Here is a 16,544-nt window from a genome sequence, read left to right as displayed (position 1 = left end):
TCTTATCTCCTGATGTTTTTAAACTAACATGTAGTTAATGGATCATTAATTCCTACATTTTAATTGCGCCACATTATTTCAAAGTATTATCAATGTGATATTTTCGACTGCATGCTAACCTTATTCGACTCTCGATTTTTTTGGCCTGTAATGTAGGGATGACAGGGGAGAAATGTTCATATTAAACTTTATCTGCCTGTTGGGCACAGCTATAGATAAGAGGCCCTTAGCCTTTCGGCTAAGGGCTTCATCTAGCTTGTTAAGAGTGCATAAGACAAGTCAGTAGTGACATAGTGAAAACCACTTACTTTAGAACATCTGAGTGTACGATAAGTTATAAGTACGTCCATATAGATTATATAGAGTCTTATCATAATCAATATTCGAATCTAATACTGGATCTTCATTTGTTAAGTTCCGAACCCCTATAGATACCTTTCCATTCCAAGATGTTGCATAGCCATAGCTAGCATCAAATGTGGTTTGTGAACTTAAGTGTCCTAGCTGCTCATAAGTATTAGGGTCTGTCTTCTCTGTTTGGCTGTCAATGTAATGTGCTACCAGTGATGCAGTGTTATCGCCTAACTCCCAATCTAACGTAGCTGTTGATCGAATCTGCGGTAACCCGTTACGACCTATCTTGTTGTGTACAGGGCCATTGAAGTACTCTTCATCGCTGTAGTCGATTACATAGGTAGTATCGATATTAGCGCTGAAATCGCCAATAGAGGTTTCTAGGTTGCGATAAGCAAGATTAAAGTCGATACCTGATGTAGCAAGGCTATTACCGTTAACTTGCGGAGTGGTAGCTTCTTCAATCTTACCATTAGGATTATCACCAAAGCGCTTGATGTTGCCTAAAGCTAAATTGCCATAACCAACTTTCTTCTCTTCACTTAGTAATGAATCAAGTGACACAAAGGTGATCACGTTATCTATCTTCAAGTTGTAGTACTCGATCTTAGTACTAAAGTTATCTGTTATATCCCAGATAGCGCCCACATTGTAGAAATCAGAGGTTTCAGCTTCTAAGTCTTCATTAGCTGTTCGGGTCACATCGTACTGAGACTGTCTACACTCTGAAATAGCTTTACCCGTTTGTTCGCAGTAATGGTAATCAGTCGCAAAATCAGCACTAAATGAATCAGCAGCATACAAATCAGATAAGGATGGTGCTCTAAAGCCCTTACCCCATGAAGCACGTAGCACTAAATCATCAGTAGCCGCATAGCGTATAGATGCTTTAGGCGTTACAGCAGAACCAAAGTCAGAGTACTTGTCATAGCGTAAGGCAGCACTTAGTGATAAATCATCAGTGATTGGTAGTGACATTTCACCAAATGCCGCCGATACATCTCGATCACCTGATGAACCATTACCAGCAGAGCCAATGATTTCACCATTAGCTGATTCAGCATCTACTTTTGATGTGTACTTGTACTTCATAAACTCAGTACCGAAGTACAAGCCCATTTCACCAGCGCCAAGCAAATCAGCACCATCGAAGTTAATACCTGCATTCACGCTTTGAAACTCCATAGCATCTTGCTGGAATACATCATGCGTAATAGCCGCGATGACTTCTGGTGTATTACCTTCTGGACCAAAGTTAAATTTGCCATCTTTCACCAAAGCTTCAACAGTTGGGCGATGGACATAGCCAGTACCGTTATTGTTGTTCTCTTGTAGGCTGTAATGGTACGTAGCGTCCCAACCAAAGGAATCATGTTCACCGACAAAGCCTAGCTGTAAGTCTGTAGTGTAATCCGTAGTGGTGCTATCACGAGTACCTACACCAGTGAAACGGTATAACGCTTGCCCTGCATGTTCGTTCTTAGTCGTGTTTACATAATTGCCTGACGCATCATAATGTTGAACGTCTACTGCCCCGGCATCAACTTTGAATTTCCCCGCAGCTGGTGCATAACGTCCAAATGTCTGATTGCGGGAGTAGATAGCCTGCCCCTCGAAACGAACATCATCTGAAATTTGATAATCAGCATTTACAAAGCCAGCGTCATATTTTCTTGCTGCATGATCAGCGGCTTGTGATGTGTAGTCGTATCCACATACGTAATCACCATCTTCTGCATCATAAATATGGCCATCACCGACCATATCAGGGTTTTTACAGCCTGCTAATGGGCTTGTGACGTAAGACGTGCTGTCATTGAAGTTACGAGCATAAGTAGAAACGCCTGTTACATCTGAGTATTTTTTAGCATCTAAATTAGTAGAAGAAGAGAACCAACGATCACGCTGGAAGATGATTTCGCGTTGCTGGTGCTCAACAGAGAATGTGACATTGCCCTTATCGCCAGACACACCACCGATAACACTCGCTTTCCACTCTTCGCCGCCGGGTTGGGTAGGATTGCTTTTAGTGGCTGAAATTTCTAGCCCATCATATCCCTTCTTAGTAATGATGTTCACTACACCCGCAATAGCATCAGAGCCATAAATCGCACTAGCGCCATCACTTAGTATTTCAATTCTTTCAACAGCAGCAGTAGGCAAAGCATTGAGGTTTACTGCGGTACCGCCTAATGTTGGTGACCCCGGCATTCTCTTTCCGTTAAGCAGTACTAGTGTTCGGTCTGCACCCACACCACGCAAACTAACAGAAGCTTGTGATTGTGAAGCATTACCCGACTGCTCGGACGTTGAACCAAACGTATTTAAGTTGCTGCTACGAAGTAAGTCAGCTACCGACATTTGACCCGTTTTATCAATGTCACTTATATTAATGGTGGTTACTGGTGAAGACCCTTCTAAATCGGTCGTCTTGATTCGAGAACCTGTTACTTGTATGCGTTCAACTTGTTGTTCATCATTAGCTGCAAAGGCTCCAATAGAAGCCATTGAAGCTGCTGTCGCTCCGGCTAACAGAGCAATTCGGATACTGATTGTTGATTTATTTGTATTAAACATTGTTTATCTCCAAATTTGTTCTTATAACCCTCAGATACAAGAAGTTTTAATTAAAAACTAATCACTAAGAGGGTTAATATAAATGTATTTTTTTTAGTTCGGATTATTGAAATATATCTATCACTGGATTTGATATTTATTAGTAGATTTATCCAACTTGGCTCTAATTACACGGGCATCTTTCTTTATTGATTCAAGTAATTTAACTAAGCCAGCATCGCTAATAGGTGTATAAACCCCTAAGTTAGATTCCGTATTCATAGAAACAGACAGACCATGGTCTTTAGCAAATGTTTCCGATGACGCACTATCTCGCAGCTTAATAACAAGATCACCCGTGACTATTGATGGTTGAGACAATCGGTCAAAGACAATTTGACCTTTGTTGAGGGTATCTGAACGAACAATGGAGTCACCTTGCAGCACTTTGTATGCACCTTCTGTAGACGATGTACGGTCAACGAGGTTTTGTTCATTTATTTTAGTATCAGCCACTTCTAGCTTCTCAGCTTTATTCGACTCAGCGAACGCAAGTGTTCCTACAAAGGAGGTGAGTAATACAGATAAGCAAATAACTGTTTTAAAATTTTTCATTTGTAACTCCAATTAGCTGGCTGCATGACCATGGAAACGGATAGACCAACCTTTAAGTAGCCCGTTTGCATCGTTAGGTATTTCAACGACTTTCTTATTAGCGGTAGGATTCTGAGCTGTACCTGCTCTATATTGAGTCCAGAAGCTATATTGGCCGTTATTTACGTCAGTCACTTTAAGAGTCCAATCGCCAGCCGACTCTTCACCATAAAAAGCATTAGATAGCATTGGGGTATCTACATAGCCTGTAACGATTTCGTCAGGTTTCGTTTGATCTGCGACACCTTGGTATGTAAAACCGTTGTATGGTGTCATGACCATGCTATGAGTACCGGATGGAGATATAAGCTCGATAGCTAAGTCAGGTAAGCGCTTATGATCGATGTTTAGCTCTATTTGAACCCCCTCAATAACGAGGTTGTCTAGAACTGTATTCGAATCAGTTACGCCACTTGGATTGCCATCAGGAATTGCCTTATCTAATTTGTCTTTTTGAGTCCAATCACTAATGACGTAAACGCCTAAATTTACTTTATAGGCCCTAGCAAGATTTACTGCGGCTGTTGCGTCTACGCGACCAAAGCCATATAAGTTATTGAAGTGGTAGCCTGCAGCATTATCAATCCATGCACCCATAGCTTCAAAATCAGCTTTACCAGCAACATCGAGCATTATTGGTGATAGTTCAGGGTTTATTTTGGTTGATGTCTTCGCCAATATTTCACGAACATCACGCCAGTTTAGATCAGGATTAGCACTTAATATCAATGCGATAACACCTGCTACACTTGGCGTTGCAGCTGATGTTCCATTCATTGTTGATGAGTAGTTACATTGCTCATTTAGAGGATGAGCGCCGCCCATAAAGCCCGTACTGGGGCGATCATTGGTTGTTGCGCTTCCTTTTGTGCAAGTCATTCTATCGGTTGTCACCATGGCAGGAGCTTCTACACCATATTCTCCACCAGCTCCAGCGACAAACACGTTAGAGCCAATCGATGAATAGCTTGATAATTGACCTGCTGCATTGGTTGCACTAACAACCAAATTGAACACGTTAGTATTATCTGGTGACATATTGGCATTGTGGAAAGGTAGACCGTGGTTGTTATCTTCACCTCTGATTACTGCGATACTTGGTGCCCAATATGCATTTTGAAATTTGAAGTATTGAAATCCGTTGCCAGCAGCTTTTACAAATAAACTTCCATTTCCATCTGGACCATGATTGACGACATCTAGCATCAGCTCGTCTTCATCTGTATCGGCAGTAAAGGGTAGGGTTGGTGAATAGCCGTAACTTTGATTAAACACTCTTGCGGTGTCGCTAAAAGCACTCTTACCATGGGATTTAGCGAAGTTAGAAAATGTCTGCACACCAGCTAAACAAGTTGAGAAATTATCTAATGTAGGTTGAGCACATAATGGATCTTGATCTAAAAAGTTGAAGCCCACTAAGCTTGCATCTGGCGCAACTCCACGACCGCCTATACCGTTCCACCCTTCAGCCGCAATAATACCGGCGACTTCAGTTCCATGCGCAGCGCTATTTGCAAAAGGTGTTGGATTATTTGTCCCGGTAATTAAGTTATAAGAGCCCCCGGCAATTACATTATTCTGTAAATCTTCATGGGAAATTTCTACACCGTTATCCACAACAGCAACGATAATACCTTTGCCGGTAGCACCGCTCGAAATTGCGCCCTCAACATTAAGATCGTTACCAGCTAGACCTCGACCTAAGGAAAACGAGTTCTGAGCCGTGTTATTTAAGTGCCATTGTTGAGTATATAGCGGATCACCTCCATCAATGTTAATCGTTAGTTCTGATATAGAGTCCTTATTTACCCCGTCACTAACTTTAAAATTAATGACCTCAACTCCTTCGCTAGCAGAAGTGGTGTAAGTGAATGTGCCTTTCGCTGCATCAGTTATGACTAGCTTGCCCAATTTTACTGAATCAGGATCAACGATTGAGAAAGTAATATCGCTATCTTTATCGTTTCCAGTAAGTGTACCCGTAACGGTAACTGACTGCCTTGCACTGACCGTTACATCAGAGCTTGTCGGTGACAAAATGTTCTTATTACTATCATTCTTATCACTACCACAGCCGGCTAAAATAGCTGTAGTAATACAAATAGAAAGTATTGTTTTTTTATACATTTTTAATACCTTTTTATAAATACCTTTTAATAATTAACTTCCTTCCTTCGATTGATACGAAGCGGCTTCAATGTAAAAGATATAAAACCACCTCCAAACTCAACACATGTAACAGGATGTATCTATCTATAAGTGGTTACATCTTGTTCACATGAAAGTATCGCTTAAGCTATTGCTATATAATTAGTTGTTGATATAAATCTAACAAAAAAACAACATCGATTAATTTTAATTTAAGAAGTGGAACTTTGGATGAGTTAGGAATAAATTTCGATTTATTACCTGAAAGAGGCATTAATTAACTACTATGTGTAAAGCAACTCTAGAATGAATATTTGTATTTAATATACTTTTAGTTTGCTTAACTTAAAGTTTAACTTAAGAAACTGTTTGTTGATGTGCGAAGTGAAATTACAAAGAGTTTCACTTGTTTTTAAACTGGATGACTGATTTTTCACTAACAGTCTTGTAACAAATAGGTTGTTGTCTCTTATGAGTCGTCGTAGGTTAGCGAGTCATATTTAGTCGGATTTTGATTTACTTTTTAAGTTTCTATTTATTAAAGTTGTATTAGTAGGTACGAAAGGCATGATTAAGTATGAATAAAGTAACTTTGTAACCATATAAAATATTTGGATGTTGACTGATTTTTTACATATGACTTAAATTTAAAACTAGACAATTGATATATTACTAGTCTGTAGAAAAGACAATAACGAGTGGAAAAAGGCAAGACTTGAGTCCTAATTTTTATTTACGCTTAAAGTATCAAAAGGCAATGCATAATGACTATTTGTGATACTTACTGAGTTCAAAATATTTCTTGGGAGGAATACACTTAGTTCATACTCAAGAATAGGAACATAATTATGAAAGTAATCACTATATCTGTATTAGCACTAGGCGTATTGGCGGTTGGCTCGGCTCAAGGGTTTGAGTTAACGAGTAAAGATATTAAAGAAGGACATCCAATGGCCAAGACCTTTGAATTCAACAACTGGGGTTGTGGTGGTGGCAATCAGTCACCACAGCTAATGTGGAAAGATGCACCTGCAGGGACTAAGAGCTTTGCAATAACAGCTTATGCATCCAGATGCACCAACAGGCAGTGGTTTTTGGCATTGGGTAGCATTCAATATTCCTGCGTCGGTGAATGAACTGCCGCGTGGTGTGAATATAAAAAGTTGAATGGAAAAGAATCTCGTATCGATTACGGCACCGTAGGTTTCGGTGGTGCTTGCCCTCCAAAAGGAGATGGCATGCACCGTTATCAATTTACAATTTGGGCGTTACCGACTTCAAAAATGCAGCTAGATGAAAATACACCAGCTGCTGTCGTGGGTTTTTCATTGAACAGCAATGCGTTAGGCAAAGCGAAATTGACCGCTACTTATAAACGCTAGATTGAAAGGTAAATGGGAATGATGAGTCATCAATATCAAGTTACAACATTTCGTGCCGAACAACTCCAGAGGCTTAGAAACGTGAGGATTCATTCCCCTAGTATTATTCAAATCATTACTGGCAGTAAGCGTTTATTTTGGAAAGATTCAGTCATAGACATTTCTCACTTAGGATTATTACTCTGTGAAGCTTCTGTCTCATTGAGCTTTGAGAACGTACCACAAAAAAGGCGTTTTCTTTCCAGGGTATTTAACTTCTATTGCTTACCTAGTGATTGGATGATTGAACAGAGTAAGCGCAACGGAGATGGAGGGCAAACTCTTATGGTAGAAGCCGACAAAGCGTTGCAAGATACTCTCAATGCGCTGTTCTCATTTGACCTACACAGCATGAGTAACGAAATGCAAACTTTTTGGGTCATGGGGGTTTATCAACAGTTGGCGGAGCGGGGTGTATTACATCACCTATTTACTAGTAAGAACACGACATTAACTCAGAAATTGAGTCGCTACCTGTCGTACTCTCCTGGTGAGGATCATACGCTAGAAGCAGTAGCAAAACGCTTTGCTATGAGCCGTGCAACTATGATAAGGAAACTCAAGCAAGAAAGCTCGCAGTATAGGGAAGTGCTGGTAGAAGTACGCTTAAACCATTCGCTGTATTTAATGCAAAATGGTCACTACAACGTCGCAATGCTAGCGCAATTGTGCGGCTATCAATCCCAAGGGCGTTTTGGTCAACGTTTCAAAGGAAAATTCGGTCAGACACCAAGTGATTATATTAAAACGGTCGTCGTTAAATAATTCCGATGGCCAGAAAACGAGTGTTTTCTAATTTTGATATTTCCTCCATTGCTTTGTCTTTGCTTTACTAATCTTAATTCGGTGAGCTAAAGTTTTCTCAATGCTTACTTTTGTTTCTGAAATGAACTAAAGAAGGATTCTGAATATGCTGTTAATCATTCTTGGGGAATTTCGCTTTGTTTTGTTGTAGGTGAGATTGAGAGACAATGCCTTTAGCAAGAAGCTCGCGGGCAGCCTAACTGCACTTGCCATTAATGTAATAGCCGTTAATAGACGCTCAGTTATTGATTTTGGTGTTTTACAGGCAGAAAAAAGCCCCGATACTTTCGTATCGGGGCTTTTTATATTTGGTGGAGGCGGCGGGGCTCTAGTTGCTCTAGTAAGGTATTGTTTATTTTGGTGTTGGTTGCTCTGTGCCTCTCGTGGTGTTCCATTGGGTGTTACATTAATTTGATGGTACCACCGCTATTCTCTGAACTAATCAATAATATTTTTTCTTAAAGTGAATTAGTGCAAAGGTTGTTAATGCAATACGGGCTGTCTGGAGTCTTATGGACAAATTTGTCCTTTTACCAATATAAGCTCATTCGGCTCTACTGTGTCGTTTTTTCGTAACCATAAAACCGATAAATTTTATGGTGTAGCTCATGAACAATACAGAACGGCATGGGTCAGACTCAGCCGATTTATTTTTCCAATTATAGCAACAGAACCACAGCCGGGACAAAGAAGCCGTATCACAACCTCCCAATTGATTTAATCTGCTTAGTTTACGTGATAACACTGTGTTTTTGAACAGCACTACGAGTCTGGAATGGTAATGTTTGTCATATGCAATATTTTTTGTGAAATTTTATATAGAACAATATCATGCGCCATTTATTTGGTTATCATAGGCTTTAACCTTGCAAGGGCCGTAATATAAAAACATTAGAGATTTAGGAGAGTAAATGGACAAATTAGTGGTGAATTTTATTGAGAAAAGAGCTTTGTCTCAAGATATGGATCTCAATGAGCCTTTATATAATGCAATATTGTATTTGGAAAAATCCAATGAGTTGGTTGAAGAACTGTGTGAACAGAATCAAGACGAATTAGTAAAAAATGTTCCTTGGCCAACTATGCACGACATGTACAAAAGAAACTATGAGTATTGTTGTGGAGTTCTAAGCTGTTTTTTGATTGGACAGTTCCAATCAAGCGAAGCACTGAGTCGAACGGCTATCGAAGGTGCAGTCAACTTACACTACGTTAGTCTTGGTGATGCTATGGGTAAGCAAATCGCCTATTTCAAGAATCACCTGGTAACAGAGCGTAAGCAAAATAAAAACTGGAAACAGAGTGTTGAAGCATCAGCTTATTCAAAAGATGCAAAAGATCATCATTTGGATAGGATTTTAGAAAAAGAAGCGTCACTTAATTATTATGAAGAAGCTTTAAAGGGCTCATTGAAGCTTTCCGGAGTGGATTTTGATGCAGTAGATCTGAAATGGCCTAGTATATTTGACCGCTTTAAAGAAATTGATGATGAAGTCGGTTATAGAACAGTTTATGCAGCACTGTGTTCTCAAGCACATAACGACGCTGAAGATATCCTGAATAAAATAATGTCTCGTGTTATAGAAAACGTTTCAGGAATGGAAGAGGCACAGTGGATTGAACAATATAACTTTTCACTTTATCTTCTTCTAACTGCCCTAAAATATCATATTACGGCTTCGGCAATGTATATCGCGAAATTTGGAATAGACGTAGAAAGTTTAGGCCAATTAACAAATAAAACAGTTGAAACCATAACTCTCGTTGTTGAGCGCGGTCCAGAACTAATAAGAGAGCAAATACAAGTGAAATGAACCTAAAAAGTATTTTAGAGTGATTCCCAACGCATGGCATTCTTAGTTCAAGGTTGGGTTTCGTGTTTAAGACGCAATGGTTTAAGCATGGTAGTAGCGTTGCTCACATCTTAATGCAGCGTTATACATATATCATAGTTTGGAGAGGAAATGGAAAGTAGCATTAATGAATTCGGTATGATACTGGGATGGACTGATCTTGGATTATTTACAATCTTACTATCTGGAATTCAATTTTTAATTGCCGTCTGGCTAAAAGGTAAAATAACTTACTCTATCAAGCATGAGTATGATAATAAATTAGAAGAAATCAAATCTGTCCTCAGTTTTAATACCAAAAAGCGTGAAGAGTCTGCTTTCGTTGCTGAATTACTAGCTGAGTGGGTTAGTAACCCAGTAGATAAAAAACACCTTCACAAGCTATTATGGGAAGCTTCTTTATGGTTACCAGATGAAGAAACAAAAGAATTAAACAATCTTCTTGCTCATCAGGGTATGACAACCACTAAGCAAATGTTGGTTAAAATTCGTAAAATTATTCAAGGCAAAGATACTACCGTAACTGCTGATGATTTAACCAGTTTTTAAGGTTGTGCATAACATTTGGCCAGTGCTTCGCGATTATAACCAACCATTATTTTCCACTTAGCAAGGCGTTATAAATTTAGGAGAGGTAGATGTTTAAAGAAACGGATGAGCTTAAAAAAGTGCTTGATGAGCTAGAGCGCGGAGAGGTTGTCGACTTTGAAGCGCCTTTATCGTCATTATCGGATTTTAAAAGTAGATTTGAGAATGCATTAGAAGTTGATGAAGGCATGCTAAATAAAATGGAACCTCAACTCATTGATATATTAAGCTCTCAAGAAAATTTTATTGAGTTACTTTCTCAAACTTTAGGTACACAACTTCAAACAGTTAAAGAACGAAATGCTGCTAATCGAATTTTTGATCAGTTGTTACAGTTGTTTGCTGATGTTGATGCTGTTGAACCAAATAAAGCTGTTGAGCTAATCGAATCTTCCGGAATTCTTGGCTCCATGGAAAACAGGCTTGAAGGTCATAGCCTAGTTGCTCAATTAGACGGACTTAGTGGCGAAAAGCTAGCTAGAAAAGTAATTTCAATTGCACCAACTTTAATTGAAGATTGCTATAAAGTTTATCTATCATTTCTAGTTTCATGTAAGTATGTGTTATCTAATGAAAATAAATATCCGAGTAAAAAGCTAGGGGGTATGCCACAACAAGTGGAAAGCTTAAAATCTAATTACCCTTTGCTGTTACACAAGGATATTGTATGGTTAAGAAATGCTGCGTCTCATCGAAATTGGAAATATGACGTTACTACGGGACAGGTGATTTTATGGGATAATAACACGCCAAAAACTCCCTTTAGCCCCGATAAATTAATGGAAAAAATAGTTGAACCATTTTTTATTTCAAGTCAAATATTCTTTGATGCTAGTTTCTATTATAAGTTAAAATTAATGAATGAAGCTCTTGAAAAGCATTTGAAAGCACTGCCACTACAATAATTGTAGGTGATTTAGGCTTTACCAAATTCAATAGGCCGTGTAGTTATTGCTACACGGCCTATTTCATATCTAGCTCATCCCAAATCAAACACCAATTCCAACTTGCCGCCTACTACGGGATCTTGCTCTACTGCATTAACCATCTTCCGGATAAGCGGCTTAGTCTCATTCTTAAAGTAAACCTCATCACATTTGGCCGGGTCGCCAAGGCCTTCAGTGTTGGCGGGAAAGATACTAACTGATGAGGTGCTTAGTAGGCTATAAAACCTGGTCTATGTTTTTAGCTACAACCACTCTATTGTGCACTCCATTGGTCGCGACATTTACTAGTGATAGAGTTTACGAACTTGCTCGTTTAGTATTGATTAGATTTGAAGTTGTTTCCTATTTTCTTGATATGAATCGTGTGTTTACAGGATGTGGTGTGGCACAATCTACAATCCGAGGGTGTGCGATAATTTTTGTTAGGAGTGAGTTTAGGGATGAGCTTAGATAAAAAGAAACTTAGCGAACGCGATATCTGTACCAAGTTTATCACTCCATCGATCAGTAAAGCTGGTTGGAAAACTCACATGTTTAGGGACAAAGTTGGTCGTACTGCGATTTGGTCGGATGAATTGCCGTATGTAGCTCATCAGAATCACGTATTTAAAGCCCGTATCTTTCTTGAAGAACAAAGCGAGGTCTGGTTAGAAAAGTACCTGAATGGTCTTTACGCTCGTGATTATTTTGCAGGGTCAAGTAAACAAACTACTAACCTTGCTTCAATAAACAAAACTCAATTACGAGGTTGTTTAATCGCAATACCACCAAAGCAAGAGAAAGATAAAATTGTCGCAAAAGTCGATGAGCTAATGGATTTGTGCGACCAACTCAAAGCCCGTTTAACTGATGCCCAAACTACCCAGCTCCACCTCACCGATGCCATCGTCGAACAGGCGGTAAAATAGGCCATGAGCTTTGATAAACAGCATGCACTTAAAGTCTTGTCGTTCTGGTTACAAACAGAGTTTTTTAGTACCTTAGATCTTAAAAAGCTATTACCTGATGGCGACGGCGGTGCGCTGCAGTTTACTTCGAAAGAACTCTCTTTAGATCCTCAATGCTTACCCTGGTTTAATCGTCAATGTATTCGTTTGGCAGGAAAGGATTATCAGCCTAACAAAGCTTACTCATTTACCTTATATCTAGGCTTATTTAACCGTAGCGAATTTGCGCAGCAAGCAAATAGGTACTTTAAACAACATGAAAATATATCGGTATTAAATACTGAAAGTGACGAAGATTGGCAGCAACGTCGTGATGATGACGGGATAACGTGCTGTGCAAAAATCAAGCTGAACAGCCAAGCGGAACTGCAACTGGATACGCTTGAAATGTCTACAGCACCGTGGGCATTGGGTAAGTTATTAAAAGGTAATGTTGATCAACTAAGTAAAGACGACTTTGACGCAGAAGTACAAGTGTTTACTGATCGCCTACAGCAAATACATAAACTTGCGAGCAATATTAAAAGTGAAACTGATGCCAGTAGTGCGTTTACTCATTTTGAATTATTTGAAATTCTTAAATTGCTATCTGAGTGGGCTGGTTTTGTTCCTGATGAAACCCGCTTTGCGCTTATCGTTCAGCTAAATAAACCACCCAAAGATAAGCCGTTAGCAAGCGCCCTAGCATTACCGCATAAAACAATTGAGCAATTTAAACGTCTACCACTATTAATTAAAGAAACTGATATTGAGGAAGACAGCCCTTCATCTAGTTCTGATAGTGATACCGCATCACTGAAAAATGAAAATGACATACCTCTATTAAATAGTTTTTTTGTTAATGATATTGCCAATGCTATTAAGCTGGTTCAAACAGATAAGTTGAGCGAGTGCTCTCCTTTGCGAGCTTTTTTACTCGCTACGCCAAGTTATCAAGCTGATTTACTACATGAAGCTGGCGAAAATATTGTAAGACATAAGTTAGAGATTAAAAATACACCATTAGGCCGTTGGCCAGATGATCCTGCGCATACTATGAGTTTAATGCAGCAATTTGCCATCAATACCTTAGATGAGCAGCTTAACCTAGGTGGATTATATTCGGTTAATGGTCCGCCAGGTACCGGTAAAACGACGATGTTACGCGATATTATTGCCGACAATATCGTTCAAAGAGCAAAGGTTTTAGCTGGATTAAAAAATGCAGAGGCAGCATTTGCATCCAGTAAAAAAATTAAAGTTGGTGACAAACCCGTTGATGTAAAAGTACTCATTCCGGCCTTAATTGGCTATGAAATGGTGGTGGTATCGAGTAATAACACCGCTGTTGAAAATATAACTAAGGAACTTCCCCAAACTAAAGCTTTAGGAAGTGAGTTTAAAGAACTTAGTTACTTAAAACCGGTCGCGCAAAAAGTCGCGGCTACAGTAAACGATAAAGAAAAACCCAAAAGATTACTCGCTTTAGCTGAGCAAGATGATTGTTGGGGATTCATTGCCGCAGCATTAGGTAACTCCGGAAACCGGAAAAGGTTTAGCAGCAAAGTTTTTTTTGATAAGCCACAGAGCATGAGTACAGACGAAATATCTAGTCATTATTCGACGCTTGTTGATGCGATCAAAGCGATCATTAAGGAAGGTGATCCCAACAAGCAGTTTGCAAATGCGCAACTGGCTTATTTAAAGTCTGAAAAGGCAGTTAAACAAGCTTTGAGTGACTTGCAGCGCTTAGAGGCGCTTGAGGCTAAAAAGCGCAAATTTGAAACAATGAGAATAGCCTATTTAGAAAGTGAGTTAACTTATAAAAGGCACATGGCAAATCTAGCAAAATTAAAGCGTAAATGCTTACCTTGGTGGCATTATAAAATTGTTAAAGGGTGTCGGTCACGTGCCATTTGTAGTGCATATAGCATGCTGACCGAACAAAAAAGGTTGAAGAGTGAAAAGCTTAAAAGTCTTGCGAACCTTTTTGAGACGAAGCTCAAGCGTGAATTAAATGATTGTGTACTCATTGTAAAAGTGCATCATGATGTAATATTTTCACAAGAAAATGAAAGTTTAGATTCAGATTGTATTCAGCGTAAAGCGTTTGGTCATAGCGGTAAACTAAATCTATTACGCTCTAAATTATCGGCAAGTGCATTTGAACTTCATCAAGCTTGGTTGGTAGCAAGTTATGATACTAGTTTTAAGCAGACTATTAATCAATTGCCCAACTTATTACAAGATAAAATAGCACTGCCAGCTGATGCTAAGCTCATGTGGCAAACGTTATTTATGGTATGCCCAGTTGTGTCATCAGCCTTTGCTTCGGTCGCAAATCAATTTTCAAGTTTTGGGCAGGGTGATATTGGCTGGTTGTTTATTGATGAGTCTGGTCAAGCAACTCCTCCCCAAGCTGTAGGCGCTTTATTGAGAGCCCAAAAAGCAGTCGTCGTTGGTGACCCGCTTCAAATTGAGCCTGTATTTACAACGCCTCCCGATATTGTTGAACATTTAGGTCGAAGGCTACTCCAAGAAAATTGGTTTGATTGGTCTCCTTCTATGATTTCAGTACAAGAGTTAGCCGATAGAGTGAATCCTTATGGAACCTCGCAAATTGCAGTTGATAAATGGTTAGGCAGTCCACTTCGTGTTCATAGACGTTGTAGTGATCCTATGTTCTCAATTTCTAACCAAATAGCTTATAACAATAAAATGTTACATGGCTTAGATAAAATAGCTGAATCTGCTCAGTTTGTGTGGGGACCGAGTTGTTGGTTTGACATTAGCGGCTCTGAAGATGGTAAGCATTATGTACCTGAGCAAGCAGAGCATGTTCTCAATATGATTTATGAGTTCGTTGATGAAGAAAACGATTTACCTGACTGCTACATCATTTCACCATTTTCGAATGTGAAGGTAGGGGTACTTGATTACCTTGAACAAAATTTTTCACATGCAGATGTACCAAGTTCGAAATTTACTAACTGGCTAAAAGGGCGAGTGGGTACAGTCCATACTTTTCAAGGTAAAGAGGAAAAACTGGTGATTTTTGTTCTAGGCGCAACAGAAAGCGCAGGAGCAGCTAAGTGGGCTGCTAGCAAGCCTAATTTACTTAATGTTGCTGTGACTAGGGCAAAAAAACGGGTATATATAATTGGCTGTTATAAACAGTGGTCTGCACTGCCTTACTTTACAGATGCTTTAGGCTTATTAGGGAAGGGGCTTACTGTTAATCATTAGCGATATGATTATAAGGATCAAAGGGGTGCAGTTAGTTACTACTTACTTGGTACCAGTTTAACTCACCGACACCATCGTCGAACAGGCTGTTTAGCAAAAAATATAGGAAATATAAGTAGTGAAGGACATACTCTCTCAGTGGGCAAAGGATAGTGAAATTAAGCTAACGAGCCCGGTTGTTGGTGCATTTATAAGTGCGTGGGTTTTATTTAACTGGGATAAATTCTTGCTACTGTTTTGGGGGGAAGGCAAACTTGATATGCGTTTAAAAGCTTTCCAAGAAACAGCCAATTTTGCTGATTTACAGTTCTGGTTGTGGCCACTACTGGTGGCATTAGTTTATGTGTTTGGCTTGCCATACTTAAATGTACTGACTCAAAAGTTAAAGAGACATTCTGAGTTAATGAGACACAATGAAGTTGTAGGAACTGACATTGAAAAGGAAAAGAAGCTTGGCGAGCTTAATGAGGAGAAGTATAAGTCCAACCCCGAAAATGACTATATTGGCCTTAAGATAAAAGCTGATATTGAGCAGATAGAAGCTAATGCTAAGAAGACTGTAGCCGAAGCTGCAACAAAAGTTGCTGAAATGGAAAGAGAAGAAGCTATCGCTGAAAAGGTTAAGTTAGATACGGAACAAGCAAAACTAGAGCTAGAGAAAAGTAAACGGGCAGCTGAAAAAGAAAGCCAAGCCCATGAAAAAACTAAGGCATTGCATGCAAACATGCTTGCATCGGCTAAGTTTCCAACGGTCTATGAATATATTAAACGCCTTTCAGAAAACCTTAAGGGAGATGAAATAGTTCTGAGTCTCGAAACCATTACTAAGTCCTTAGCAGCTGCCTTTGGTTTTCCATCCGATGATCACATTGTTAATGATCCTAAGTTCACTTTAAAGAACATAGAAGATTTATCTTTTGTTGCTTATGAACCTACTGAAGTGGTCAACTAATTTTGGCCAAGGACTTAGAGTCATTCTGAAATAATCGTTCAGACTCTGCAGGCGTCAAACCACCGTTGTACTGATGTGGCCTGACTTGGTTGTAA

At 39.3% G+C, this 16,544-nt stretch carries 10 protein-coding genes and 1 pseudogene; 8 read left to right on the top strand and 3 right to left on the bottom strand.

Annotation, left to right across the window (positions count from 1 at the left end; all coding sequences use genetic code 11):
• Positions 1 to 309 precede the first annotated feature (309 nt).
• From L2729_RS12800 to L2729_RS12790, 3 genes are all read right to left on the bottom strand, one after another.
• Complete coding sequence (locus tag L2729_RS12800; RefSeq protein ID WP_248988624.1) at positions 310 to 2,931, bottom strand: TonB-dependent receptor plug domain-containing protein; 2,622 nt, start codon at positions 2,929 to 2,931, stop codon at positions 310 to 312.
• Positions 2,932 to 3,051: 120 nt separating this feature from the next.
• On the bottom strand, positions 3,052 to 3,525 hold the full coding sequence (locus L2729_RS12795; protein WP_248988623.1) for a hypothetical protein: 474 nt from the start codon (positions 3,523 to 3,525) through the stop codon (positions 3,052 to 3,054).
• Positions 3,526 to 3,537: 12 nt separating this feature from the next.
• On the bottom strand, positions 3,538 to 5,691 hold the full coding sequence (locus L2729_RS12790; protein ID WP_248988622.1) for a S8 family serine peptidase: 2,154 nt from the start codon (positions 5,689 to 5,691) through the stop codon (positions 3,538 to 3,540).
• Between the two features lie 869 nt (positions 5,692 to 6,560).
• Between L2729_RS12790 and L2729_RS21835 the strand changes: the two are divergent.
• The 8 genes and pseudogenes from L2729_RS21835 to L2729_RS12750 all read left to right on the top strand — a co-directional run bounded on the left by L2729_RS21835 (position 6,561) and on the right by L2729_RS12750 (position 16,449).
• Positions 6,561 to 7,094: pseudogene (locus L2729_RS21835) on the top strand (YbhB/YbcL family Raf kinase inhibitor-like protein).
• An 18-nt stretch (positions 7,095 to 7,112) separates the two neighbouring features.
• Positions 7,113 to 7,898, top strand: a complete 786-nt coding sequence (locus L2729_RS12780; protein WP_248988621.1) for a helix-turn-helix transcriptional regulator — start codon at positions 7,113 to 7,115, stop codon at positions 7,896 to 7,898.
• A gap of 950 nt (positions 7,899 to 8,848) precedes the next feature.
• Positions 8,849 to 9,751 carry a DUF5677 domain-containing protein gene (locus tag L2729_RS12775; RefSeq protein ID WP_248988620.1) on the top strand — a complete coding sequence of 301 codons (903 nt, stop codon included), beginning with the start codon at positions 8,849 to 8,851 and terminating at the stop codon, positions 9,749 to 9,751.
• A gap of 150 nt (positions 9,752 to 9,901) precedes the next feature.
• Positions 9,902 to 10,339 (top strand): hypothetical protein, encoded by a 438-nt coding sequence (locus tag L2729_RS12770; protein ID WP_248988619.1) that lies wholly within the window; start codon positions 9,902 to 9,904, stop codon positions 10,337 to 10,339.
• Positions 10,340 to 10,428: 89 nt separating this feature from the next.
• On the top strand, positions 10,429 to 11,283 hold the full coding sequence (locus L2729_RS12765) for a hypothetical protein (protein ID WP_248988618.1): 855 nt from the start codon (positions 10,429 to 10,431) through the stop codon (positions 11,281 to 11,283).
• A 482-nt stretch (positions 11,284 to 11,765) separates the two neighbouring features.
• Complete coding sequence (locus L2729_RS12760; RefSeq protein ID WP_248988617.1) at positions 11,766 to 12,233, top strand: restriction endonuclease subunit S domain-containing protein; 468 nt, start codon at positions 11,766 to 11,768, stop codon at positions 12,231 to 12,233.
• Between the two features lie 426 nt (positions 12,234 to 12,659).
• Positions 12,660 to 15,497: a DEAD/DEAH box helicase gene (locus L2729_RS12755; protein ID WP_248988616.1), complete on the top strand. Its 2,838-nt coding sequence runs from the start codon at positions 12,660 to 12,662 to the stop codon at positions 15,495 to 15,497.
• A 118-nt stretch (positions 15,498 to 15,615) separates the two neighbouring features.
• On the top strand, positions 15,616 to 16,449 hold the full coding sequence (locus tag L2729_RS12750) for a hypothetical protein (RefSeq protein ID WP_248988615.1): 834 nt from the start codon (positions 15,616 to 15,618) through the stop codon (positions 16,447 to 16,449).
• The last annotated feature ends 95 nt before the right edge of the window (positions 16,450 to 16,544 follow it).

Source organism: Shewanella gelidimarina, from assembly GCF_023283945.1.
In the GTDB taxonomy this organism is placed as follows: Bacteria; Pseudomonadota; Gammaproteobacteria; order Enterobacterales; family Shewanellaceae; genus Shewanella; species Shewanella gelidimarina.
The sequence above is the reverse complement of the archived record's forward strand: the minus strand, read 5'-3'. Positions and strand labels throughout refer to the sequence as shown.

Excerpts from the sequence above, each read along its gene's own strand:
- L2729_RS12755 (WP_248988616.1), top strand. The coding sequence starts at position 12,660 with ATGTCTACAGCACCGTGGGCATTGGGTAAGTTATTAAAAGGTAATGTT.
- L2729_RS12775 (WP_248988620.1), top strand. The coding sequence starts at position 8,849 with ATGGACAAATTAGTGGTGAATTTTATTGAGAAAAGAGCTTTGTCTCAA.
- L2729_RS12760 (WP_248988617.1), top strand. The coding sequence starts at position 11,766 with ATGAGCTTAGATAAAAAGAAACTTAGCGAACGCGATATCTGTACCAAG.
- L2729_RS12770 (WP_248988619.1), top strand. The coding sequence starts at position 9,902 with ATGGAAAGTAGCATTAATGAATTCGGTATGATACTGGGATGGACTGAT.
- L2729_RS12790 (WP_248988622.1), bottom strand. The coding sequence starts at position 5,691 with ATGTATAAAAAAACAATACTTTCTATTTGTATTACTACAGCTATTTTA.
- L2729_RS12780 (WP_248988621.1), top strand. The coding sequence starts at position 7,113 with ATGATGAGTCATCAATATCAAGTTACAACATTTCGTGCCGAACAACTC.
- L2729_RS12795 (WP_248988623.1), bottom strand. The coding sequence starts at position 3,525 with ATGAAAAATTTTAAAACAGTTATTTGCTTATCTGTATTACTCACCTCC.
- L2729_RS12765 (WP_248988618.1), top strand. The coding sequence starts at position 10,429 with ATGTTTAAAGAAACGGATGAGCTTAAAAAAGTGCTTGATGAGCTAGAG.
- L2729_RS12800 (WP_248988624.1), bottom strand. The coding sequence starts at position 2,931 with ATGTTTAATACAAATAAATCAACAATCAGTATCCGAATTGCTCTGTTA.